The following is a 25,371-nucleotide window of genomic DNA, read 5'->3' as shown; positions in this document are numbered from 1 at the left end:
TTGCCTCCGCGTTTATTTTGAGTGTAAATTGTATTATATTATCACTCATCAATCATGGCAATTTTGCAGAGTTATTATTTTATTCTTCATGGTAAAATTAAATAATCACCTTTTTCATTCACATAATTTTGAGGAGGTAATATTCATGCGCAATTATCTTGACGTTCTCAAAAAGATAGAAGAGACAGGAGCAAGGGCCTGGCTGGTCGGCGACACTGTCAGGATGATGCAGATGGGTATACAGCCCGAAACTATAACCCTGGCAGTTGACTCCGATGACATGTACGCGGTATCCCAGGCAATCGGCACAGGAACGGTTGACGCAAGAGGCCCGTTCCCCGCGCTGAGGGGTGAATTGCTTGGTATGCCTTTCAGGGCGTTCAGTCTCAGGGGAGATACGATCGAGGATGACCTAGCCTGCCGGGATCTCAGCATTGAGGCAATCGCAATACGTTCTGACGGCGGATTTGTTGACCCGTTCGGCGGAAGGCTCGACATTCGCAACAGGGTCATACGCCTTACGGGGGACAATGTTGACCTGATTGAGGCTGACCCGCTGAGGATATTACGTATGCTGAGGTTCGCGGCGGAGTTCGAGATGGATATATTCTGGAAGACTGAGTCGGACGTACGCAAATTTCTTGAGCTTCACGCGGACAGGATGAAGGACATCCCGCAGGAAAGATGGGGGCGCGAAATCATGAAGGGCATTAGGCAGAGGCCATGCAGATTCATAGAGTACTGCGATGATTATGACTTACTGCCGTTCTTTGTGCCTGATCTTGACGCGCTCAAGAATGCCCCGGACGGAAAAGGGCGCACGATTTATGACCATGTTATTCACATTCTCCAGATAATAGAGCAGAGGCTCGCGACAAACAAAATCATACAGAATGATACCTTTGTTCTTGCTGGATTACTGGGTCATATCGGCTCGGTGAAGCCAGATTTAAGCGACAGGGGCAAGCAGGCCGACCGCATAATCACGGAATACATGACGCGCTGGAATATACAGTCAGAAACCATCAACTACGTAACAGCTATCATGAACAACTACAGGCGTTTCTATGAGCCAATAAGCGAGGAAGTTTTGTGCCGCCAGACACTGAATTATTCCCGCGAGGCTCTCCTTGTGGCTATGCAGTTCGCCAAGTGCGCCGCGATTGCTGAGGGTCATATTGAGGAACACCGCGATGTCCTCGACAATAATAACTGGAACCTGAAGCAGGTATTGAGGCGTTTCAGGACTGTGGAGCTTCAGACGCAGGGAGCTTCACGCTACATGACAGGGCGCGAGGTAATGTCCCTCCTTCACATGAAGCCGGGAAAGAGAGTCGGCGAGCTTCTTGAGGGACTCGACATGGCCATAGGCACCGGGAAAGTGTCATCACGCGCCGCGGCGGAGGAATGGCTCAAATCACAGACCGCATGAACGACACAATAGCGGCAATATCTACGGCATTAGGCGAGGGAGCAATCGCAATCGTGAGAATCTCCGGGCCTGATGCCGTTTCTGTCTCACAAAAAATTCTCACCCGTCAGAATTTCCCGGAGCATGGCCGGATGTATTTGTCGAGTCTTGTTGACGGGGGCGAAATCGTTGACCGTGTTTTGTGCGTCTGCTTCAGGAGTCCCAAGAGCTACACGGGCGAGGACGTTATAGAGATTCACACTCACGGCGGAATTTTCGCGGCGGAAAAATGTCTTGAGCTTGCTGTCTCAAACGGCGCAAGAGTCGCAGAACCCGGAGAATTTACCCGGCGGGCTTTCGTCAGCGGACATATTGATTTGTCGCAGGCTGAGGGCGTTTTGTCGGCAATAACTTCACGCAGCAATGAGGCACTCAAAGCGGCGGCGCGGACTCTCACGGGCGAATTGTCGCGGGCTGTCATGAAAATTCATGATGATATTTTGTCGCTGCAGGGGAAAATAGAAATACAGCTTGACTTCCCGGAAGGCGAGACTCTCACCGGGCTTGATGTTCCCGGCGAAATAGGGCCGATAGTCTCATCACTTGAAGCACTCCTGCCGAGATGTTCCGCCGGAATGATTCTGAGTCAGGGTGTAAATGCTGTAATCGCAGGCCGTCCCAATGCGGGAAAATCGTCCCTCCTGAATGCCCTTGTCGGCAAAAATCGCGCAATCGTTACGGACATTCCCGGCACAACACGCGACATAATAGAGGAGAATATCATCATCGGGGGCGTTCCTGTGAGGCTGTCTGACACCGCCGGACTGAGGGAATCTGATGACGTTATCGAATCCGAGGGGGTAAGGCTCGCGCTTGAGGCTGTGAGGGACTCGGATATATGTATCTATGTTCTTGACGGCTCGCAAAATCTCACGGCTGAAGACGCAGAATATATCAGCAAACTTGAAGGCCGTAACGCAATAATCACCGTGAACAAGTCAGACCTTCCCGACATGGCCGGGGATATTGAGACGGGGTGCGCGGTGATTCACCTGTCGGCAAAAACAGGAGCCGGCGTTGAGGAACTGAGGCGGGAAATTTACCGCATTGCCGTAAAGGATTGCGCGGTTAATGCCGGGCTTAATGTCTCGGCGTATCAGCTCGGAGAACTGCGCGGGGCATTGAGCGACTTGCGGGAGGGGGAAAAGTCCGCCGTAAGTTTCGCGGGTGATGATGTTACGGCGGGGCTTCTCGGTTCGGCGAGGGTTAGACTATTGCGCGTCTTGGGAGTCGGTGCGGGGGATGAGCTTCTCGACTCCATGTTCAGCCGTTTTTGCGTCGGGAAGTGATGACATTCCGCCAACAATAATGCTGACTGCCTCGCCCCGTGTCATTCCCTCGCGGTATTGTGCTGTTACTGGCTTGTTCATGGCCGACTCTGCGCGGGAAATGATGCCGTCAAATTCTTTCCGTGTTACTTTTCTGTTGACTCCGAATCTGCCGGGGACTCTGCGCGTTTTTGACGGAGTGCTTATTCTCTGCTTTGGGTAAACGGGATATTTGTCCGGCGAAATGAGCCTGTAGAGCGTCGCAATCTGCACAGCCCCGTAATATTCGCTCCGTTCGGGAACATCGTCATATTCAGCAAGAGACATCATCACGCCATAGTCAGCAAGAATTTTCTGCACGTCAACTGCGTGAATATCCCCCGGCCTGATGTCATAACTCACCGCAAGAGCCGCCAAAGTCCCGACAGCCTGCCCCGTCATCATGCAAACGGGCTGTAATCTTAGCGCGCTTGTGGCAAGACGGGACATTGAGAGATTTTTTTCCGCCGCCAAAAAGTTATCATCACTCAGCGGGATAAATATCCTCATAGGCACCTGAAACGCCCCGCAAGGCTCGTGAGTCCTCATTGCTGACTGACGCTCGCCGAGTTCATGCTCGAAATCATCATCATCATCTCCCGTGTGAAGGTCGAGAATATATCCCCCGATAGCGATTGAGTCGGGGATTTCCTGATTCTTTTTCCCGTTCCTGTAGCTTTCGGAGTTGGTGAAAATTGCCTGAGAGTTATACGTGTAATTTCCCACAATCCTGCGCGACTCTCTGACGTATGGCACCGGGGGAAAATGCCGGGCAATGTTCTGCCATTCCTCCGGGAGATTGGCGGCTTCTTTCGGGAGATCGTCATATTCGTTCGGGTCAACTGACCATGACTCGCCTAATTCGTTTTGCATGTAGTATATGAAGTGCAGTGTCTTGATGAGTGCCTCGCGGTTAATTTCGTCCCGGAAAGATTTATCCTCAAGATATGCGATAGGGATTCCGAATTTCTCCTCCCAGCCGTATGTGCCGGGATAATCGTTGCCCCAGTTGACTCCCGTCTTTGTGATTCGCTTCCAGTCTTTTCGCGAACCCGTGTAATTTCCCGGCAAGTATGAATCCGGCACTGCCCTGTAGCCGTTGTGCGCGGAAAACTCTGCGGGAAGTTTGAACGGCGACCTGTTACCCGCTCCGAAATTGTTGCGTGATACGTAGGCGAGGTAATTTTTGCGGGCTTTGTCGTAACCTGGGAGGGGTGATTTCGGCCTGAGAATGTCCGGGACTCCTTTCGGGTATTTCCGGATTATGGCCGTCCATGTGATGTCCTGAATCATCGAGTCGGGATTCATGTCGGGTGAAATTGAGTTTCCCGAACGGTATTTGAGTCCCGCCAGCGGTATAACGTCGCCGTATTCTGTCGCGTCAATGAGAATTTTGCAGGTGAAAGATTTTGTGCCTTCAGGGGTTTTTGCGGTGATGATTTTCCCGTTTTCTGACGGTTTCACGCTGACGATCTCGGAATGGTACAGTATATCCGCGCTTGCGGCCATGACTTTGAGGATGTCGCTTCCGATTTTCGGCTCAAATGCTTTTCCGTCCGTCTTCCAGTATGATGTGGCGATAGATTTCCCCTTCTCCGCGTAATGACTCCTCACCTTGTCCATGAAGTCGCGGTAAATTCCGCTCTCAGGAAGGCGGGACATGTCGTCCATTGTTGAGACTCCTGCCGCTGTGGCCTGCCCTCCAAGCATTGATGTAGGCTCAATGATGAGGACGCTTGCGCCGAGTCGTGTGGCCTGAATCGCAGCTGACACACCCGACATTCCACCGCCTGCTATGATTATGTCGTAAGCAAATGCTGTTGATGATGAGAGAATGAGAAAAGCAATTAACGCTGAAAACTTTTTCCGCATAGTTAGTGCCTCCGTGTGAAATGCCAATATTCTACATGACTGTGCTAAAATTTCAGGAAAAAATTTTTTCACGAGGGGTATTTTATGGACAAGACAGCCAGAAAAATAAACGGCTCGGAGATATTAATACAGTGCCTCTTAGAACAGGGAGTCGATACGATATTCGGTTATCCCGGCGGGGCAATCCTGAACGTTTACGACAAATTATATGAACATCCCGAAATCCGCCACATTCTTACGGCACACGAGCAGGGAGCCTCACACGCCGCTGACGGTTACGCCCGGTCAACAGGCAGAGTCGGAGTCTGTTTTGCTACGTCCGGGCCGGGGTCAACAAACCTCACAACAGGAGTCGCAACCGCATACATGGATTCTTCACCTGTCGTATTCATCACCTGCAACGTTAATTCAGACTTAATCGGCCGCGACTCATTTCAGGAAGTAGACATAACCGGCGTAACTCTCCCAATCACAAAATGTACATACATAGTCAGCAGTGTCAAGAATCTAGCTGACACTGTGAGGGAGGCTTTCGCTGTCGCCAAAATGGGCAGACCCGGCCCGGTATTGATTGACATTCAGAAGAACGCAACCGCCGATGAGTGTCTCTACACGCCGACAACGCCGGAAGATTTCGTGTCATCAGGTAGCCCGCGCATAGCCCGAATGAGGGACTCACATCACCCCGCAATAGGTTACCCGGAAATTGACGTTAAGGCCGTTGAGACTCTCGCGGAAATGATTGACCGTTCGGAGAAACCGCTACTGATTTGCGGAGGCGGAGTCGTACGTTCGGGAGCGTCTGAGGAGTTCAGGACGTTGGCGCGGAGAATGGACTCTCCTGTCGCAATTACTGTGATGGGCGGGGGTGCTTTCGGCGGATATGACCCTCTGAAAACCGGCATGATCGGTATGCACGGCTCACAGGCTTCTAACATGGCGTGCGATGCCTGCGATTTGCTGATTGCGGTCGGCTGTCGTTTCTCTGACCGTGTAACGCTTAATCCGGCGGGGTTCGCGAAAAACGCAAAAATAGTACACATTGACATTGACCCGTCAGAAATCGACAAGAACATAAAATCAGACCTTCATATTATCGGGGACGCAAAAGAGATTCTGACTCTCCTACTGTCGAAACTCAAGCGCGACAAGAACAATGACGGATGGAAAAATTATGTTTTCTCGTTCCGCCGTGAGACTGAATATGACGACCCGAAAAACGGCAATCTCACGCCCAAGCAGATATTATCATCAGCCGCAGAAATTCTCCCGCAGGACACTATGGTAACAACAGACGTGGGACAGCATCAGATGTGGGCGATTCAGCACTTCAGGTTTGACTACCCCGGCCAGCTCATAACATCGGGGGGATTCGGGACAATGGGATTCGGACTCGGCGCGGCAATCGGAGTCCAGGCGGGCAACCCGGACAAGACGGTGCTTCATGTTACCGGGGACGGGTCATTCCGCATGAACTGCAACGAGCTTGCTACAGAGCAGTATTATCACATGCCGATTATCACGTTACTGTTCAACAATCAGACTCTCGGAATGGTCAGACAGTGGCAACACTTGATTTATCATGAGCATTACTCGCAGACAACGTTAGACCGCGGGCCGGATTTCGTGAAACTGGCAGAGGCATACGGCATTCACGGCGCGACAGTGAGGGATGAAGAGACATTGCGGGATGTCCTGAAGACGGCTGTAGCCTCACGCACTGACGGTCTCGGCTGGGTGATTGACTGCCGGATTGACATTGACGAGATGGTTCGGCCTATGGTCGGCGGAAATAGTTTCATCACAAATTTCATGCTCTACTAGGGGGTGAGTGATAATGCAGGCAAAAGAAGACAGCAAGAGCCTGAAGCGTTACACGATAGTTACGGCGATGGACAATGAAGCCGGAGTCCTCTCGCAATTGGCGCATTTGTTCTCACGGAAGGGATATAACATTGAGACGATAGCGGCGGGATGGACGGTAGATCAGAATGTTACGCGCTTCACGATAGAAATATATTCGGACGAGGAAAGAATAAAGCTGTTATGCAGTCAGCTCCGCAAACTTGTGCCGATACATTACGTTGAAATTCTTGACCCGGCCAAGTCGATACGGCGCGAGTTAATGATGGTTCGTGTTCATGCTGCTGACAGGGCCGCAAGGAATGAGATCATACAGATCTGCAACATCTTCCGGGGTTCAGTCGTGGACATTACGCCGGACAGCATTACGGTTTCAGTTACGGGCGACGATCAGAAGACGGGGGCATTTGAGGACTTATTGAGGGAGTTCGGGATAATTGACCTTGCGCGGACTGGTATTGTAGCCATTGAACGCGGCGAAATGTAGAGAGTGAAAATTCCCCCGGAGAACATGGCCGGGGGGGAAATTTTTGTGTGTGCTATTCGTCCGGGTCTTTGAGGTATGCCGTGAAAGAATGCGGCCTGACTCTCTTTTCAGGGGGAGGCGGGGTCATGTAGTCGCCGTAGTACTGAGTTAGAACTTTATCATATCCTGCGGGGACTTTGTACTTTTTCCCTTCAAATTCCATGTCAACGAATGAGCTTACCTCTTCCCTGCTGTACACAGAATAACCATACTCTACAAACTCACCTACGCGCTTTGTATCCTCATGCATATAACGTTTTGAGTTTTCCACCAGTTTGCGGGGAAAATAACCTCTTGGGAATATTCTCATCATTATCCTGAAAGTGTAGATGCACAGCTGTTTAAGAATATTCCCGCCAGTCTTACTGCTAATACGCCTCAGCCGCCGGAAATTCATCCTGTGATAGAAATCGCGGCGGCGGTACATTTCCGCGACTACATCATCATCATCTGGGGCGTTATCGTGGACAAATATGTCTATGTTTACACCGTATTTGATATTCTCCATACTTTTCCATAAAGAAAGCGTACGGGTATCAAACACTCTGCCGAAACCGCGGACAAAATTAGGGTCATTCTCTATGCAGTGAGCCTCATAGCGGGGATTGTAGCCGTTAAACTCCTTCATAAACCTGTCGTAATCCGGCCTCAGCATTCCGATGTCAATATCATCATCCCAAGGGATAAAGCCTTTGTGCCTCACAGCACCCAGCAACGTCCCGTAGTCGATCCAGTAATTTATTCCGCGCTCCTCACAAAAACGCGCTACAACCTCAAGAATACCGACCGCTATTTTCTTGATCTCCTCTACGGTAAGCTGTCTCATTGCATAGCCTCCGTATCAGAAAGAGAAACACGTGGGAAATTTTTTGACGGGAAATTACAGTTTGACGCGCAAAGAATTAGCCGACAGCTGACAGTCGACAGCCGATTTTACTGACCATCATTATCTTTGTCAAGTCCTTTCTTTGTGGATTGTTTGACTGATTTTATCATATTCTCCGGCGTTATGCGCTAATCCAATTCGTAAGCCCTGAAAAAATGAGTCGAGGCTCTCTTTTCCGGCGCAGGAAGGCGCATGTAATCCCCGAAAAGTTTTCTCAGCCACTCATCATAACCGGCCGGGGCATTATACTTCTTCCCCTCAAATTCAAGCCGCGTTATATTCTCCGCAAGGTCTCTTCTCATCACAGCATTGTGAGTCCCGGTGAAATCCCCGAAATATTCCGTGTCAGCCCCGGCGAATCTCTTTGCGTTCCTCACAAGAGCCTTCACGAAATAATGACGCGGGAAAACTCTCAGCACCGCCCGGAAAGCATACACGCACAGCCGCCGCAATATTCCTCCCCTCGTGGGCTTCAGGAAAACAGGCAGCTTCCTTCCCAAGTTGCAGACGTAAAGAACATTACGCCACCGGAACATTCTTTCACGGGCTGAAACATCATCGGGTGCGTTATCCATCGGAAATATATCTATGTACACTGACAACTTTTCGCCCCTCTCATCAGGCTCATACAATACTGTTGACGTATCGAGGACTTTCCCGAAATGCGTAAAGCTCTCCGGGTCATTCTCGTAACAAACAAACTTGTAGCGGCTGTTGCTCCCGTTGAACTCGGCCATGAACTTGTCGTAGTCCCGTCTCAGCATCGCAAGGTCAACATCATCATCCCATGGGATATAGCCCCTGTGCCTGACCGCGCCGAGAAGAGTCCCAGCATTTAGCCAGTAATTTATCCCGTGAGCCGTGCAAAATTCCGCGACAGTATCAAGAATCCCAAGCTGCAATTCCTTCAGCCTTGAAGGTGTAATTTCCTTCATGCCTGCGTACCTCCCTAAGAAAAATCCCCCCTGTAAATGTCTCACAGAGGGGAATATTTTAACGCCTCTAGCTGTTTATAGTTATCGTGAACTCTTTACTGTCAGTGCCGATTGAGTTTGTCGCCGTTATTGTTACGGTGAAATTTCCTGACTGTGTAGGCCGTCCGCTGAATGTCCCGTTGCTGAACCTGAGTCCGGCAGGCAATGTCCCTGAAATCGTGTAGCGGATTGTGCTTGTACCTGTCGCCGTGACTCTCGCGCTGTAGTTCCTGCTGACTGTCCCGGATGGAAGCGATGCTGTTGTGATTTTCGGTGGGGTCTGCGTCCTTATGATGACTCTTTTTGTCGCACTGCCGTCCGCGTTTGTCGCCTTCACCGTTATCGTTGTCGTTGTGTCCCTCGCGGGGGCTGTCCCGGAAAGATGAGCGTCATAATCTCCCGTCTGTGTCAGAGTGAAGCCGCTTCCGCCCGTCATGCTGTAGGTGATTTTCTTTGAGCCTGTTACCGTGAAATCAATATCAATATCGCTCCCAATCTCGCATGTCATGTTCACTGTTGACGCTGAAGGAGCCGTGAATCTCGGAGCTGACCCGGCTATAGTGAGGTATACACGGCGTGTTACGGATGATACTATGTTCCTTGCGGTGAATGTTATCGGGAGATTCTTCAGCGAAAACTCAGGAGTCCCGGTGATTTTCGCTGTGCCGTCTGCTGAATTGCAGGTGAATTTGAGTCCCAAGTCTTCAAGGCTCGTTATTCCGAATTTCACAAGGTCTGAATCTGATATGCTGTGCGTGATTTCCATCGGCTTTGTTCCTGTCGCGTAAATCCTGCTTCCCGTGTATGACTGTCCTACAGAAGCCCGCGAAAGTGTCGCCGTAAGTCTCGGAGCCACTCCCCTCACAATGAAATTCACGGTGTAATCCCTCGTCCCGGCCTCGTTAGACAGGCTCATGCTCACCGAGTAAGTACCCGGCACTGTAGGGATTCCCCGGACTGTCGCACTTGTCCCGGCTGTATTCTGCTCAAAGCTCATCCCGTCCGGGAGTCCTTCAATGCTCCACGTTATAGGGGCTGTTCCTCTTGCTGTGAATCGGGCTGTATATGTGATGTCCGTTGTTCCGTTGGCCATTCTCGCCGATGAGATTTCCGGCTTCTGCAATATCGTGAGAGGCACACGGAGCGAGTCATTTCCGCCTGAATTTGACGCTCTTACGGTCATGTTGAATTTTCCGGCCCGACTCGGAGTCCCCGAAAGGAGTCCCGTACTGCTCATTCTCATTCCCGACGGCTGTCCCGAAATCCTCCATACTACCGGCTCTGTACCCTGCGACAATGTAAACTGAACGCCGTTATACGCCTCGCCCATAATCCCGTCAGAAAGAGTCCCGGGGGCATTGATTTTTGGAGCCTGCGCCCTGACTACAAGCCGGACTGTTCTTGTTATCGGCCTGTTTTCGAGCCTCGTTGCAACATTTTCCGCAGTGAACCTGATATTGTACGTCCCTGCTTTTGACGGAATGCCGCTGATGAGCCATGTGCCGGAGTTGAACGTGAGTCCTTCAGGGAGTCCCGTTGCTGTTACGGTTATGGGTGCTGTTCCTGTTATTGTTACGGCTCGTGAATATTCCTCGCTTACAGTGGCGTTCGGAAGGATTGATGTTGTTATAGTTGGTCTTACTGGCCTCGCGCTTATGCTGAAGTTTACAGTGAACTCTGTTACGCTTGTCCCGGCTGTCGCTGTAACCTTTACGCTGAAATTCCCGGCTGTCCTCGGAGTCCCGGAAATTAGTCCCGCCCTGCTGAGTGAAAGTCCCGAAGGAAGAGACGACAATGCCCGCCATATTACAGAGCCTGAAGCCGACACCGAAAGCTGCTGCCTCACAGCGTACCCGACATACCCGGAAATGTTCACGCTGTCGCCGTCAAGTGTCGCAATAATATTCAGCGTGTACGATTTCGAGGCCGTGCCGTATTCGTTCGAGGCTGTTACGGTGAAAGTGAAAGTGCCTGACTCTGTCGGAGTCCCGGAAATCACGCCTGTTGAAGCGTTAATGCTCAGACCTGCCGGAAGAGTCCCGGAAGTTACCGCCCATGTTAGCGGGGCTGTGCCTGACGCTGTGAGAGTCTGCGAATATTCCGCGTCAATTTTGCCGTCAGGAAGGCTTGATGTTGATATTGTCGGCCTCACTCCCGCCGCGGCGATTGTTACGGTGAAAGTTTTGGAGGCTGTGCCGTATGAGTTTCTCGCGGTGATTGTGATTCGGTATGTCCCTGCTCTTGACGGAGTCCCGGATAATCTTCCCGCTGACGTGTTCAGGCTGACTCCTGAAGGGAGACCGGAAGCTGTCCACGTTATCGGGGCTGTTCCATCGGCAGAAAGAGTCGCGCTGTAACTTTTCCCGGCCTGCCCATTAGGTAATGAGTCTGTCGTGATTGACGGCTTGACACCTGCGGCGGAAATTGTGAGGGTGTATGTTTTCGAGTCTGTCCCGTAACTGTTCGAGGCCGTAATAACCGTGCTGTATGTCCCCGCGGCTGTCGGAGTCCCTGTAACAGCTCCCGTTGATGAGTTTATCGCCAGTCCTGCCGGGAGATTCTGCGCTGTCCACGTTATTGGAGTCGTTCCTGTAGCAGTGAGTGAGGCACTGTAACTTTTGCCCGCCTCGCCTGAAGGAAGAGCCGTTGTAGTTATTGCGGGCTTTGTGCCGGAGCTTGAAGCCGTAATCTTTATCGTGTATGACTTTGACGCAGAGCCGTAAGCGTTCGCGGCTCTCACCGTGAATGTGAATGTCCCCGCGCTTGTGGGAGTCCCTGAGATTACGCCGGACTGTGAATCGAGAGTGAGTCCCGCAGGAAGAGTCCCCGATGTAACCGCCCATGTAACATATGACGTTGCGAAAGCGTTTAACGTCTCGTAATATGGCGTGCCTGTTTTGCCGTCCGGAAGAGTCTGCGCTGTGTCAATGTCAGGCTGTAATGTTGTCGTATATACATAAATCGTGAAGCTCCGCAATGTCGAGCCGTTCGAGTCCGATGCCCTCACCGTGAAAATATATGTCCCTATCGCCGATGGAGTCCCGCTGATTATTCCTGTTGAGGCGTTCAGAGACAAGCCCGCCGGAAGACTCCCGGACGTTACAGCCCATGTTATAGCCCCTGTGCCTGACGCTGTGAGGACTCCCCTGTAGCCGCTTCCGCCCTTGAGTCCGTAAGGCAAATCACGAGTCGTTATACGCGGCAAATTTCCGAGCGTCCTCACGGTCATTGTGTATGCTTTCTCCGCTGTGCCGTAAGTGTTCGAGGCTTTCAGGGTGAATGAATACGTCCCTGCCGCTGTCGGTGTTCCTGTGATTGTGCCGTAGCGCGAAATCGAGAGTCCCGCCGGAAGAGTCCCGGACGTAACCGCCCAGCTTATGAGGGCGCTTTGTGTTGATGTCGCTGTCATTGTCTGGCTGAAGTACTGCCCTGTGTAGCCGTCAACAATTGAGTCTGTCGTGATTGTCAGTGTTCCCGACGAGGCTGATACGGTCAGTGTGAATGACTGCGAGGCTGTCCCGTAAGCGTTTGAGGCTGTTACGGTGAAAGTATATGTGCCTGCCGCTGTCGGTGTCCCTGAAATCAGAGCCGCGCCGGGATAAATGCTGCTTGATGATCCTGCGAGCGTGAGTCCTGCGGGGAGAGTCCCTGTTGCGGAGAATGTTATCGGGGCTGTTCCTTCAGCGTAAATATACTGACTGTACGCCGTATTGAGGGACGGAGCCGGGAGAGTCGCTGTAACGATATTCGGGGCGTAGCCTGTGGGAGTGATGGCAGTAATCGTGAGGGTGAATGTTTTTGTGTCCGAGCCGTAAGCGTTTGAGGCTTTCGCGGTGAATGTGTATGTCCCGGCCTGAGTCGGTGTCCCGGAAATTTCGCCCGTTGATGTGTTTCCCGTGAGTCCGGCGGGAACGTTCCCGGAAAATGTCCACGTTATCGGGGATGTTCCTGTTGCTGCGAGTGTTGCGCTGTATGCTGAAGAGACTTTGCCGTCAGGAAGGGAAGTTGTTGTGATTGAAGGGGCTGTGCCTGATGATGAGCCTGTAACGGTGAAGGCTTTAATACAGGCGTTCCGTTTCGGGGACATTGAATTTCCGTCCGTCCATGATGTTGGGAAACTGTTCCCCCCGGCAAAATAGCTCTCCCCCGCGTTCACTGAAGGCTGGGAATAATATCCTCCGCCGGGGTAAGACGCTTCACGCTCGATGGCCATATTGTACGCGCCGGTGTTGAGGGTGTTTACGACAACCGCGAAATATTCACCGTCATCAAGTTTCACAGGGTCGTCAAGCGTAATCACATGATACCCGGCGTAAGTTATTGTGCCAGTCTTCTTTGCCGCGAACCCTCCCGCCGTAACAGAAAGTGAGGACGGCTTAGTTTTTCCCAGCTTGTAGACGTAGACAGCATAGCCCGCGTTATTCTCTGTAGTGATTAGTGAGACCTGCGTCAGGATTTCATTAGCACCCTCAGCCCTGAAGACATTAGCCGCCCACCCCGGAATTTTCGCGCTGTTTGACGTATATCCGAATGTCCCGCACATACCTAAAGGATCATGGCAGTATACATTAATTCCGCTCGTCAAAGGCTCGGTGATATACGCTGTAACGTCCGCGATATTCTGCTTGTACGACATCCAGAAATACCCGGCCTGCCCCCATGAGCCGCCCCAGGAGTTACGCACGAGCCACGCTCCGTTTGTGCCGGGATTAGGGCTGAACTTTGACGCGCTGAAACTGTCATCCCATCCCACGATCAAGACAGCGTGATTCGGAGTCGCGCCTGAAGTATTGTAGTATGTATATGTGCTGTCGCTGTTCTTGTAGTATGCCGACACTCCTGAACCTGTCGCGACAGTCTGGTTTGAATAGTAGCTTATCTCAACAGCCCCGTTGTTCATGACAAGCTGCTTTACTGTGGGCATTAGTGAGGATGTCATATCGCCGAGGGTGTAAGCGTCATGAAGCCTCATAACAGCGGGGTAATCTTCCGGGAGTTTGCTGGACGGAATAATTTTCTGCATTCCCGACACAGTAGCGTTAATGCTGGTATACGGCAGTACAGACTCGTTGACTGGGCCGGCAATTCGGGACATAAGCGCGATGGCCTTGTCTGCGTTCCCGCCTTGGCCGAAAACTTCGCCCCCTGTGAATGAGCCACTCTGCTTGCTGAACGAATATCTCGTCCTTGGATCCTGGTAGACGAACCACGATAAATGAAGCTCGGACAAATCCGGCTCGCTACCCGTGAGATATGAAGCACCCTGCCTGAGGTAGTTAGACTCCATAGCCCCTAACGCGGCGTGCGCCCAGCATGTTCCGTACTGCCCCTGATTTCTGACTGAGGGGACATAGCTTTTCCCGCTGACGTTCCGAAGGTCATAAGCGGAGGGGATTGCGCCGTCTCCGACATTCCTAGAGTCAGTTCGGGTTACCGGGGGATTGCCTGAAAGGTGAGACCTATTTACAGGGCTTGGGGTATATCCGTTCGGGGCGTGGGTGCCAGGATTATTGAGCCATTCGAGATAAGCGGGGGATAAAGGCTCTTCCTGGAGATTTGGAGTCTCGTCAGCAAAAACTGAAGAGGCAGAAATAATTATCATCACAGAAAAGCATATAGCCTTCAGAAATTTCCGCATGATAAAAACTCCCTTCATTGATGGAATATAATAAATCTCGGAGTGAAATTGCTGATATTTTATTACAGGCGGTGAAAAATTTATGCGTCTATTTATCACAACACTGTCGCTTCTTTGCGTTATCTCATTCGGTTATGCTCTTGCGGGCTACGGAAGCTCATTGTTCGGGGGCGGCGTGAAAATGGATTACGTTATCGGCGGTTTAAGCGGGGGATTCATTTTCGGGGGGCTTGCTATGGGTCTATGGTATTGGAAGCGGAAAGACTTTTTTGACTCTGACTCTGACAGCGGCAACTAGCGCGGGCATGTATAATATTCACGCAGCAATCTACAACGGAAGGAACAAAATTAACATGGGCATCACGAAATTAGAGCAGCGTTACGAGGGAAAAGCCAAGAAAGTTTTTGCGACTTCAGACCCGTCATATTACATTGTCGAGTACAAAGACGACGCGACAGCCTTCAACGGCCTAAAGCACGGAACAATCACAGGCAAGGGAGTAATCAACAACAAGATGAGCAATATGATGTTCAGACTGTTGGAGAAAAACGGAGTGAGGACTCATTTTGCCGAACAGTTAAGCGACCGCGAGACCCTCGTGAAAGCAGTCGAGATAGTCCCGCTTGAGATAATAATCCGCAACACAGCCGCCGGATCATTCTCGAAACGTTACGGAGTCGAGGAAGGCACCCCGCTGAAATGTCCGACGCTTGAATTTTCCCTCAAGAATGACGCGCTCAATGACCCGTTAATCAACGACAGCCACATAATAGCCTTGGGAGTTGCGACAGAGGACGAACTCAAAGTGATTCGGGAAATGGCGTACAAGGTCAACGATGTCCTGCGGGAATTTTTCGCGGGTATCGGAGTCAAGCTCGTGGACTTCAAGATAGAGGCCGGGAGACTCCCTGACGGCAGTATCATTCTTGCTGATGAGATTTCGCCGGATACGTGCCGTTTCTGGGACGCAAAGACGAATGAGAAGCTCGACAAGGACAGATTCCGCAGGGACATGGGCGGGGTTGAGGAAGCCTACGAGGAAATATTCAGGCGCATAAACGGCAATGTCTGATGAGCTTCACGAGGAGTGCGGAGTGATCGGTGTATACCTGAATGATGAGGCGGGGCAAGCGTCTCGCTTGGTGTACTACGGACTGTACGCGCTTCAGCACAGAGGGCAGGAAAGTGCCGGGATTGCGGCGAACTCGGCGGGGAAAATCGAAATCCGCAAAGATTTGGGACTCGCCGGGGAAGTTTTCCGGGACTATGATTTCGGGAAGCTCCCCGGGAATATCGCCATCGGCCATGTGAGATATTCGACAGCGGGCGACGGTTCACAGAGGAGCGCACAGCCCCTAGTGGCCTCGTGCCGTCTCGGTGAAATAGCCCTCGCGCATAATGGCAATCTCGTCAACGCCGACAGCCTCCGGGAAATGCTCACGGATGAGGGCGTAATCTTCCACACAACAAGCGACTCCGAGTCAATTCTCAACCTAATATGCCAGCACGGCTCGCGGGGAATCGAGGCGGGCATCAAAAACGCAATGAGCCTCATTAAGGGCGCGTATGTCCTTGTGATTACCATTGGCGATAAATTAATCGGCGTGAGAGATTCATACGGCCTTCACCCGCTCTGTATCGGTAAGCTGAAGAATGACTCCGGCTATGTGTTCGCGTCTGAAACGTGCGCGCTTGAAGCTCTTGACGCTGAATTTCTGTGCGATGTCAGGCCGGGGGAAATAGTGATTGCCGACAGGGACGGGCTGAAATCGGTTGAGCCGTCTCACTGGTGCAGGAAAAATTTGTGCGTGTTCGAGATGGTATATTTCGCGAGGCCGGACTCTATTGTTGACGGAGTGAGCGTGTACGATTTCCGGCGGAGGTGCGGAATGAAGTTAGCACAGCAACGAAAGATTGAGGCTGATGTAGTAATGGCCGTGCCTGATTCGGGTATACCTGCTGCGATAGGTTACGCGGAGGCTTCCGGCATTCCCTACGGCGAGGGACTCATCAAGAACAAGTACATGGGCAGGACGTTCATATTACCGTCTCAGGCAATGAGGGATGACGCTGTACGCATAAAGCTGTCTACGATTCGGCGGAACATCGAGGGCAAAAGGCTAATCATCATTGACGACTCTATAGTTCGCGGAACGACATTGCGGAGGATTGTGGGACATCTCCGGGACGCGGGTGCGAAAGAGATTCATGTCTGCGCGGCTTCCCCTGAGGTGAAATTCTCGTGCTATTTCGGGATTGACACTCCGCACCGTGAGAAGCTCATAGCCGCACAGAAATCGCCGGAAGAAATCTGCGAATATCTCGGCGCGGACTCATTAACATATCTCAGCGAGGAAAGTTTGCGGGAAGTCTGCGCTGAGGACTCATACTGCAAGGCATGTTTTGACGGAAATTACCCGATGGAAGTCCCTGTGTCGTGATACAATAGAGACAGTTTGCGGGGGTGGCGGAATGGTAGACGCGTCAGACTTAGGATCTGATACCCTAAAGGTGTAGGGGTTCAAGTCCCCTCCTCCGCACTGAAAATTTTACATTTCCCATCAATTATAGTAAACTTTTCCCCAAATCCCACAAGAATTATTTATCCTCATCATCAAAGGGAGGGCAAAAATTTTTCATGGCAGAAATTGTAACAATGGGCGAGCTTCTTGTAGAGATAATGCGCCCGAAAGAAGACATACCGCTATACGAGTCCGATTATTTTCGCGGCCCATTCCCAAGCGGCGCACCCGGTATATTTATCAGCACGGCGGCGAGACTCGGACATTCCACAGCGATAATCAGCGGAGTCGGACATGACGATTTCGGCGAAAACATTATGCGCAGGCTCAAACATGACGGCGTTGACGTTAGCCGGGTAATCATTCCTGAAGACGGCCATACGGGTATAGCGTTCGTTACGTATTTTGCTGACGGCTCAAGAAAATTTCTGTTCTACATGGACAATTCCCCATGCGTTAAGGCAAAAGCTCCCGGAAATTTCACAGGCTTTGAGGACACGAAATATTTTCACATAATGGGCTGTTCGTTAATGGCTGATGTGAATTTCGCGCGGGAAATTGTCAAAACTATGAACATGATGATCTCTCACGGCGTGAAAATTTCCTTTGACCCGAATGTACGACTCGAAATGCTGAAAGATAATGCGGTGCTTGAGATGTTGCAGGAAGTCTTCAGAAGCTCATCAATATTAATGCCGGGAGTCTCCGAGCTGAAAATGTTTGCGGGAAAAGAAAATCTTGACGAGGCAATAGAGTCAGTGTTCAGCAATAAAAATCTTGAAGTCCTTGTGCTGAAAAACGGCTCTAAAGGCTCAAGCATTTACACGCGCAAAGGTCTTGAGGTTTCTCAGCCAGTCTACAGAGTCATTCAGGAGGACGCAACCGGGGCAGGAGACTCATACGATGCCGCATTCATCTGCGGACTCGCCGAGGGGAAGACGTTAGCAGAGTGCGCGAAAATGGGAGCAGCAGCAGGAGCATTGAACGCCGCCGCATTCGGGCCGATGGAGGGGAAAATCTCGCCTGAGTCAGTCCGCAAAATGATAGAGGAGTCATAACGATATATGAGACATTGAAGCCCTGTGAAAACTTGCGGGGCTTTTATTTTTGTGAAAGGAGTAATTTTTACGTTGCGGAATCCTTTGCTTGACATCTCAGAACGAAGGAAATCAGGAATCCACGCGGGCATACCGTCATATTGCACCGCAAACGAACTCGCAATAGAGGCAATTTTGGAGCAGGGGAAAAGATTCGACTCTCCGATTCTCATCGAGGGGACAGCGAATCAGATTAACCAGTACGGCGGGTACACAGGAATGAAGCCGCAAGATTTCCGGGATTACGTTTACGGTATTGCGGACAAGGTGAGATTTGACCGGGCAAAAATCATTCTCGGAGGAGATCACATCGGGCCGCTTGTGTGGGCGAATTTGCCGGAGGCTGAAGCTATGAGCCGTGCGCGTGAATTAGTGCGTCTCTGCGTCATGGCCGGGTTCAAGAAGATTCATCTTGACACAAGCATGAAGGTTGCTGATGACCCTGCCGGGCGGCTCTCCGATGACGTTATCGCCGAAAGGGGAGCGGCATTGCTTGAGGAGTGCGAGAAAGCATATCAGGAGATGAGGAAAAATAATCCCAGCGAAATGCGCCCGGTATACGTCATAGGCAGTGAAGTGCCAATCCCCGGCGGGACGCAGAATGACGAGGGACTCACCGTAACAAGCCCGAAAGATTTTGAGACTACACTAATGACCTACAAGCGGAAATTCGAGGAGCATGGAATCTCCGACAGATGGCAGGACGTTATAGCCGTAGTAGTTCAGCCCGGAGTCGAATTTGGCGACAGGGACATTCACCAGTATTGCAGGAATGACGCGGCGAGTCTCACATCTACATTGAGGAAATATCCCGGCTTTGTTTTCGAGGGACATTCAACGGACTATCAGCCCCCCGAAAAATTGCGCGAGATGGCAGAAGACGGAATAGCGATTCTCAAAGTCGGCCCGGCTCTGACGTTCGCATTACGTGAGGGACTTTTCGCACTCAGCATGATTGAGCGTGAGCTAGTCCCGGAAAATGAACGCGCTAATTTTGTTGAGACGTTAGAGTCCGCAATGCTCGAAAATCCGCACAACTGGGAGAAACATTATCACGGCTCAGAATTGGAGAAGCACATTGCGAGGAAGTACAGTTATTCCGACCGTTGCAGATATTATTTCAGCCTACCCGAAATCAAGTCAGCAATCACAAAATTATTCGCCAACATTGACAGTGTAGAAATACCTGCGGGAATGCTGAGTCAATTTTTGCCCCGCCAGCACAAAAGAGTCAGGGACGGAAAATTACCGCTGAAGGCTTCCGCGCTCGTGAAAGATTGCGTAGTAGCTTTGTGCGAGGATTACAATTACGCAGTAAGCACTAAGATTTACGATTGAGAGATGATAAATTTTGCTTGTGAAATCACGAGAATTATTGCTTGACGCACAGAGAAACAAATACGCCGTAGGAGCTTTCAACGTTGAGAATATGGAGATGGTGTTAGCTGTACTTTCAGCGGCAGAGGAAACAAATTCCCCAGTAATCATGCAGACGACTCCCGGGACAGTGAAATATGCCGGGGCTGATTTCTATTTCGCGAACATAAGAGCCGCCGCAAGACGAACGCGAATCCCCGTAGCCTGTCATTTGGATCACGGCAATTCGCTTGCTATGGCGGTGCAGGCACTTCACGCGGGGTATACATCAATCATGATTGACGGAAGCAAGCTGCCGCTTGAGGAAAATATAGCCCTCACAAAAACAGTAACCGAAATTTGCCACGCCGTTAATATTCCCGTTGAGGCGGAATTAGGCAGGGTAGGCGGAAAAGAAGACGGCCTCGACAATTCACAGTCGGAAAATCCCTACACTGACCCGGACGAGGCAAAAATATTCGTTGAGGAAACCGGGTGCGACTCTCTTGCTGTTGCTGTCGGGACTGCTCACGGAGTCTACAAGGGAACGCCTCACATAAATTTTGACGTTCTCACAAAGATTCATGAGCGCGTTAATATCCCGTTAGTTTTGCACGGCACATCAGGAGTCCCGGACGATCAGGTGATTCGCTGTGTGAGTATGGGAATGTGCAAGGTGAATTACGCGACAGACCTGCGAATCTCATACACATACGGCGTGAAGAAATACATGAAGGAAAATCCCGGAGTATTTGACCCGAAAAAATACGGCGCATACGGAATGGAGGAGGTAAAACGCTACGTGAAAGAAAGAATGCAGGTCATCGGCAGCTGCGGAAGAGTGTGATAGGAATACCCCGCTGTTCACCCCCCTTGTGAGGTGTTACCCCCCTCGGCAAGCCGTGTCCCCCCTAACTTAGTGGGGAGGGAGCGCAAGCAGAAGGAGGGTAACTGCAAGGGGAAATATAGGGAAGGAACAGCAATTTAACAGGAGGAATCATTATGGCATTACCCAATATCCACAAATACCCGTCAGATAAATTAACGCCCGAACAGATAACAGCCCTCGAAACATCAGCAAAGAGAGCGAGAATTACAGCCCTCACAATGGTAAGCGCGGCAAAGTCAGGACACCCCGGCGGAGCGTTCTCAAGCATGGAGATGTTCATGACAGTATACGGAGTCGCCGACCTTACGCCGGAAAATTGCAGCACTACAGCGCGTGATTATGTCGTAATCTCTCACGGCCACACGTCAGCAGGAGTCTACGCAACGTTAGCGGAATGGGGATTCGTTGACCGTGAAGAGGCAATGGCGCATTTCAGGCAGTGCGGCTCAGTTTTTCAGGGACATGTTGAGCGCGAAATTCCCGGAATCGATTTAGGCACCGGGAATTTAGGACAGGGACTCTCAGCGGGAGTCGGATTCGCGCTCGCACAGAAGGCAAATAATCATCATGGCCGCGTGTATGTTCTCATGGGCGATGGAGGACAGACAAAGGGACAAATCGCAGAAGCCCGGCGCATGGCAGTGCGTCAGAATCTCACGGGCTTAACGGCTCTCATCGACTGGAACGACATACAGCTTTCGGGAACACGTCAGGAAATTTTGCCGTGTGATATTCGCGCATTGTGGGAGGCTGACGGCTGGGAGGCTGTAGAGGTTGACGGGCATTCATTCGCGGCACTCTATGAGGCTCTCAGGAACGCGGGCAAAAACGGAAAACCCACCGTGCTTTTGTGCAAGACGGTCATGGGCAAAGACGGCCTAATCATGGAAGGAATCCCCGACTATCACGGAAAGCCCGTATCAAATGACGATTACGCGAAAATTGTAGCTCATCTCGGCGGAGAACCTGACACCCTCGCAAAGGCACTCGAACGCAGAAAGAATCCCCCCACATTCGCAGGAAGGAAGATAGATTTTCCCCCCGCGCCGAACATTGACACTGGGACTCCGTTCGATTACGAGGGCGAAAAAGTTTCGGACAACCGCGGCGCATTTGGCAAAGCTCTCGCTGATGTAGGCAAACGCAACTACAAGAAGGAAGGCCGGACTCCGATTCTCGTTTTCGACTGCGATTTATCCCCGTCCGTAATGACAGGAGCCTTCAAGAAGGAATGCCCCGATAATTTCATTCAGAGCGGTATACAGGAACATTCAGTAGCAACAGCTTCGGGAACTGCGAGCCTTGCGGGAGTCGTAAGCGTATGGGCGGAATTTGGCGTTTTCGGCGTTGATGAAGTCTACAACCAGCAGAGGCTCAACGACATTAACCGCACGGGCAACAAGACAGTGCTGACTCATGTCGGGCTTGACGTTGGCGAGGACGGAAAGACTCATCAGTGCATTGATTACGTCGGATTAATGCGTAACATGTTCGGCTGGAAGCTCGTTGTACCTGTTGACCCGAACCAGACAGACAGGGCAACTCGATGGATGCTGAAAACTCCGGGCGATATTTGCATGGCCGTTGGACGCTCAAAGATTGACGGGCTGAAATATTACACGGGCAGTTACGGCTTCACATACGGAAAGGCAGACAAGCTCCGGGACGGCAAAGACGGCGCAATATTCGCGCTCGGTTACATGGCGCAAATCGCACTGAAGGCCGCCGACATTCTCGCGTCAAAAGGAGTCGAGGTTTCTGTTTACGGCGTATCATGCCCGCTTGAGCCGGATATGTCAGCAATCAATGAGGCAGTGAAGACCGGCCACATCATGACGGTTGAAGATCACAACGCAAATACAGGAATGGGTGCGGTGATGGTGCTTGAGTCAGTACGAAAAGGAATCGCACTCCCGAAAATTCAGACACTCGGAGTGAATCATTACGGCGAGTCGGGAAATTCTGACTCAGTGCGCGCTGAAATGGGACTCTCAGCGGAAAAGATAGCTGAGTCGTTCATGAAAGGCAGGTAAATTTATGGACGCAAAGAAATTAATCCTTGAGGGAAAAACCGCATTAGGGATTGAGTTCGGCTCAACGAGAATCAAAGGCGTGTTAGTCGATTATGACGGCCATGTGTTAGCGTCAGGTGTTCACGACTGGGAGAACAAGTTAGTTGACGGCGTATGGACGTATGATCTTGAGGACGCAGAAGCCGGACTCCGTTCGTGCTACGCCTCCCTGCGTAAAGATGTCGAGTCTAAATACGGCGTAACACCCGCGACATTCGGGGCAATGGGAGTCTCCGCGATGATGCACGGATATATAGCCCTCGACAAGGACGGCAAGCAGATAGCCCGCTTCCAGACTTGGCGAAACACTAACACGACAAAGGCCGCTGACGAACTCACAGAATTATTTGACTTCAACATTCCGTTACGATGGTCATGCGCTCACCTGTACCAGAGAATATTAGACGGCGAGTCCCACGTGAAGAATGTCGCCTCCGTTTTCACACTTGCCGCCTACATTCACTACAGGCTGACGGGCGCAAAGGTCATCGGAATCGGAGACGCTGCCGGAATGTTCCCGATTGACTCGGAGACTCACGATTACGACTCGGACATGGCCGCAAAATTTGACGCTCTCATGAAGAAACACGGCCATGCGCTGAAACTCGCTGACGTTTTCCCGAAAGTTTTAGTCGCAGGAGACAACGCCGGAAAACTCACAGAGGAAGGCGCGAAACTCCTCGATGAGACCGGGACTCTCAAAGCCGGGGTGATGATGTGTCCCCCCGAAGGCGACGCAGGTACGGGAATGACCGCAACGAACGCAGTAGCACCCGGAACAGGCAACCTTTCAGCAGGAACAAGCACGTTTGCGATGATAGTTGTCGACAAAAAGCTCAAGAAGTTACACCGCGAGATTGACATGGTAACGACACCTTCAGGATTCCCCTGCGCTATGTCCCACGCCAACAACGGAACGAGCGACCTCAATGCGTGGGTCTCACTCTTTCACGAGTTCTGCGGACTCATGGGGATTACCGCCGACATGGGCGAATTGTACGGGAAACTGTACACTCATTCATTGACGGGCGATAAAGACTGCGGGGGACTCTTGGCATACGGCTATTACTCCGGCGAAAATGTTACGTTCATCAACGAGGGAAGACCCCTTTTCGCGAGAATGCCCGACAGCAAATTCAATCTCGCTAACTTCATGCGCGTGAATCTCTACACGTCATTAGGCGCGGTGAAATTGGGCATGGATATTTTGTTGAAGGACGAGGGAGTCAGGCTCGACAGAATCACCGGGCACGGCGGACTCTTCAAGACACCGTTAGTCATGCAGAAATTTCTTGCGGCTGCGGTAAATTCTCCCGTCTACGTAATGTCAACAGCCAGCGAGGGAGGCGCATGGGGTATCGCGCTTCTTGCGGCGTATCTTGCTGACGGAAAGAGCGCGGGAAAACTTGAGGACTATCTCAACAGCAGAGTGTTCAAAGACTTGTCCGGGGAAGCTGTCAACCCTGACCCGGAAGAAGTGAAAGGCTTTGAGGAATTTACACGGCGTTACGTTGCTGGACTCGAAATCGAGAAGGCAGCAATCAGCGCAATGAAATGGTAAAAGGGTTACCCCTCTCCCGCTTTGCTCTATCCCCCCTAAACTAGGGGGGACACAGGGGGGGATATCACCGTTAGGGGGGACACAGGGGGTATATCACCGTTAAGGGAGTAAGCTGTAAAAACATTAAGTAAGGAGGAAATATCATCAATGACAGCAATACATCAGGCGTTCAATCTCGGCCAGTCAATATGGCTTGACTACATCAACAGGGAGCTTGTAGCATCGGGCGGTCTTCAGGAATGGATTAATCTCGGCGTTACGGGCGTTACGACAAACCCGTCAATATTCGAGAACGCAATCGCAAAGACAGCGGACTATGACGGCGCAATAAAATCACTGTCATCATCAGGCAAAACAACAGCGGAAATCTACGAGGCTTTAACGGTTCAGGAAGTCGGAGCAGCTGCGGACATAATGCGCCAGGTTTACGACAGGACGAACGGCAAAGACGGCTATGTCTCTCTCGAAGTGAATCCGTTGCTTGCTTCTGACCGTGATACGACTATCAGCGAGGCAAAAAGATTGTTCGCGCTTCTCAACCGTCCCAATGTCATGATAAAGATTCCGGCGACACCTGAAGGAATTTCGGCATTAACGGAGTGCATTGCGTCAAACGTCAACGTGAACTCAACGCTGATTTTCTCACACGCTCAGTATGTCGATGTCGCAAAAGCATATCTTGAGGGCGTGAAACGCGGAGGCAAGGCGGCTTCTGTCGCGTCAGTTTTCGTGAGCAGGGTTGACGGTGCTGTTGACAAACTGCTTTCGGAGAAGGGCGAAACGTCATTATGCGGGCGGATTGCTGTTGACGGAATCAAGCTCATGTATCAGGAGTTCAGGAGGCTTTTTGCGGGCGCGGGACAGGTTCAGCGTCCTTTGTGGGCAAGCACGGGTACAAAGAACAAGGCGTACTCCGATGTGAAATATGTCGAGGAATTAATCGGCCCTGACACAGTGAACACCGTACCGCCTGCGACGCTTGAAGCGTTTGTGAATCACGGCCATGCTGCATTGACTCTTGAGACTGGACTCGCTGAGGCTGAGTCGGACATGAAGAGGCTTGCGGAAATCGGAATAGATCTCGGCGAAGTGTGCGCTAAGTTGCTTGCTGACGGACTCAAATCCTTTAACGCTGCGTTCGAGTCGCTGATGTCGGCAATCGAGACAAAAGCGGGAAAACGTTAAGGCAAAAATTTCTGAAGGGGCTGGCGTTGAATGTCAGCTGAGTCTGTGCAGAAAAGTGTGTTTTGATGAAACGAACACCTTGCAAATTCTAGAAAAAATTGTGTCTATACACAGAAAACTTTACAGACTCTGTCAGTCCTTTTTTTGTGCC

17 protein-coding genes and 1 tRNA gene are annotated in these 25,371 nt (G+C 51.2%); 14 read left to right on the top strand and 4 right to left on the bottom strand.

Annotated elements, in window-relative coordinates; translation table 11 throughout:
• Positions 1–145 precede the first annotated feature (145 nt).
• Both IKQ95_09725 and mnmE read left to right on the top strand, forming a co-directional pair.
• Positions 146–1,432 (top strand): CCA tRNA nucleotidyltransferase, encoded by a 1,287-nt coding sequence (locus tag IKQ95_09725; protein MBR4196975.1) that lies wholly within the window; start codon positions 146–148, stop codon positions 1,430–1,432.
• Positions 1,429–2,760, top strand: coding sequence for a tRNA uridine-5-carboxymethylaminomethyl(34) synthesis GTPase MnmE (mnmE, locus tag IKQ95_09720; protein ID MBR4196974.1), 1,332 nt, complete (start codon positions 1,429–1,431; stop codon positions 2,758–2,760). Before IKQ95_09725 ends, mnmE begins: the two co-directional genes overlap by 4 nt.
• On the opposite strand, the gene IKQ95_09715 is transcribed toward mnmE, so the two are convergent.
• Positions 2,683–4,650, bottom strand: a complete 1,968-nt coding sequence (locus IKQ95_09715; protein MBR4196973.1) for an FAD-dependent oxidoreductase — start codon at positions 4,648–4,650, stop codon at positions 2,683–2,685. The genes mnmE and IKQ95_09715 overlap by 78 nt on opposite strands.
• Positions 4,651–4,734: 84 nt before the next feature.
• Here IKQ95_09715 and ilvB point away from each other — a divergent pair, with 84 nt between their 5' ends.
• Together ilvB and ilvN are read left to right on the top strand one after the other, a co-directional pair.
• Positions 4,735–6,474, top strand: coding sequence for a biosynthetic-type acetolactate synthase large subunit (gene ilvB / locus IKQ95_09710; protein MBR4196972.1), 1,740 nt, complete (start codon positions 4,735–4,737; stop codon positions 6,472–6,474).
• Positions 6,475–6,487: 13 nt separating this feature from the next.
• Positions 6,488–7,000 carry an acetolactate synthase small subunit gene (gene ilvN / locus IKQ95_09705; protein ID MBR4196971.1) on the top strand — a complete coding sequence of 171 codons (513 nt, stop codon included), beginning with the start codon at positions 6,488–6,490 and terminating at the stop codon, positions 6,998–7,000.
• 52 nt (positions 7,001–7,052) lie between these two features.
• Here ilvN and IKQ95_09700 read toward each other — a convergent pair whose 3' ends face one another.
• The 3 genes from IKQ95_09700 to IKQ95_09690 form a co-directional block, all read right to left on the bottom strand.
• Complete coding sequence (locus tag IKQ95_09700; protein MBR4196970.1) at positions 7,053–7,865, bottom strand: LicD family protein; 813 nt, start codon at positions 7,863–7,865, stop codon at positions 7,053–7,055.
• A gap of 188 nt (positions 7,866–8,053) precedes the next feature.
• Positions 8,054–8,860, bottom strand: coding sequence for a LicD family protein (locus IKQ95_09695; protein MBR4196969.1), 807 nt, complete (start codon positions 8,858–8,860; stop codon positions 8,054–8,056).
• Between the two features lie 67 nt (positions 8,861–8,927).
• Positions 8,928–14,537 (bottom strand): putative Ig domain-containing protein, encoded by a 5,610-nt coding sequence (locus tag IKQ95_09690; GenBank protein MBR4196968.1) that lies wholly within the window; start codon positions 14,535–14,537, stop codon positions 8,928–8,930.
• An 82-nt stretch (positions 14,538–14,619) separates the two neighbouring features.
• Between IKQ95_09690 and IKQ95_09685 the strand changes: the two genes are divergently transcribed.
• From IKQ95_09685 to tal, 10 genes are all read left to right on the top strand, one after another.
• On the top strand, positions 14,620–14,835 hold the full coding sequence (locus IKQ95_09685; GenBank protein MBR4196967.1) for a hypothetical protein: 216 nt from the start codon (positions 14,620–14,622) through the stop codon (positions 14,833–14,835).
• A gap of 61 nt (positions 14,836–14,896) precedes the next feature.
• Positions 14,897–15,610: a phosphoribosylaminoimidazolesuccinocarboxamide synthase gene (locus IKQ95_09680; protein MBR4196966.1), complete on the top strand. Its 714-nt coding sequence runs from the start codon at positions 14,897–14,899 to the stop codon at positions 15,608–15,610.
• Complete coding sequence (locus IKQ95_09675; protein ID MBR4196965.1) at positions 15,603–16,979, top strand: amidophosphoribosyltransferase; 1,377 nt, start codon at positions 15,603–15,605, stop codon at positions 16,977–16,979. Before IKQ95_09680 ends, IKQ95_09675 begins: the two co-directional genes overlap by 8 nt.
• A gap of 17 nt (positions 16,980–16,996) precedes the next feature.
• Positions 16,997–17,078: transfer RNA gene (locus IKQ95_09670), tRNA-Leu, on the top strand.
• A 98-nt stretch (positions 17,079–17,176) separates the two neighbouring features.
• Positions 17,177–18,118 carry a sugar kinase gene (locus tag IKQ95_09665; protein MBR4196964.1) on the top strand — a complete coding sequence of 314 codons (942 nt, stop codon included), beginning with the start codon at positions 17,177–17,179 and terminating at the stop codon, positions 18,116–18,118.
• 72 nt (positions 18,119–18,190) lie between these two features.
• Positions 18,191–19,495 carry a class II D-tagatose-bisphosphate aldolase, non-catalytic subunit gene (locus IKQ95_09660; protein MBR4196963.1) on the top strand — a complete coding sequence of 435 codons (1,305 nt, stop codon included), beginning with the start codon at positions 18,191–18,193 and terminating at the stop codon, positions 19,493–19,495.
• A gap of 13 nt (positions 19,496–19,508) precedes the next feature.
• Positions 19,509–20,360 carry a class II fructose-bisphosphate aldolase gene (locus IKQ95_09655; protein ID MBR4196962.1) on the top strand — a complete coding sequence of 284 codons (852 nt, stop codon included), beginning with the start codon at positions 19,509–19,511 and terminating at the stop codon, positions 20,358–20,360.
• Positions 20,361–20,515: 155 nt separating this feature from the next.
• Positions 20,516–22,435 (top strand): transketolase, encoded by a 1,920-nt coding sequence (locus IKQ95_09650; protein MBR4196961.1) that lies wholly within the window; start codon positions 20,516–20,518, stop codon positions 22,433–22,435.
• A 4-nt stretch (positions 22,436–22,439) separates the two neighbouring features.
• Positions 22,440–24,035 carry an FGGY-family carbohydrate kinase gene (locus tag IKQ95_09645; protein ID MBR4196960.1) on the top strand — a complete coding sequence of 532 codons (1,596 nt, stop codon included), beginning with the start codon at positions 22,440–22,442 and terminating at the stop codon, positions 24,033–24,035.
• A 147-nt stretch (positions 24,036–24,182) separates the two neighbouring features.
• Entirely contained in the window at positions 24,183–25,220 is a 1,038-nt protein-coding gene (gene tal / locus IKQ95_09640; GenBank protein ID MBR4196959.1) for a transaldolase, read from the top strand.
• Positions 25,221–25,371 lie beyond the last annotated feature (151 nt).

It is taken from the genome of Synergistaceae bacterium (genome assembly GCA_017540085.1).
In the GTDB taxonomy this organism is placed as follows: Bacteria; Synergistota; Synergistia; order Synergistales; family Aminobacteriaceae; genus JAFUXM01.
This window is presented reverse-complemented; position numbering and strand designations above follow the sequence as displayed.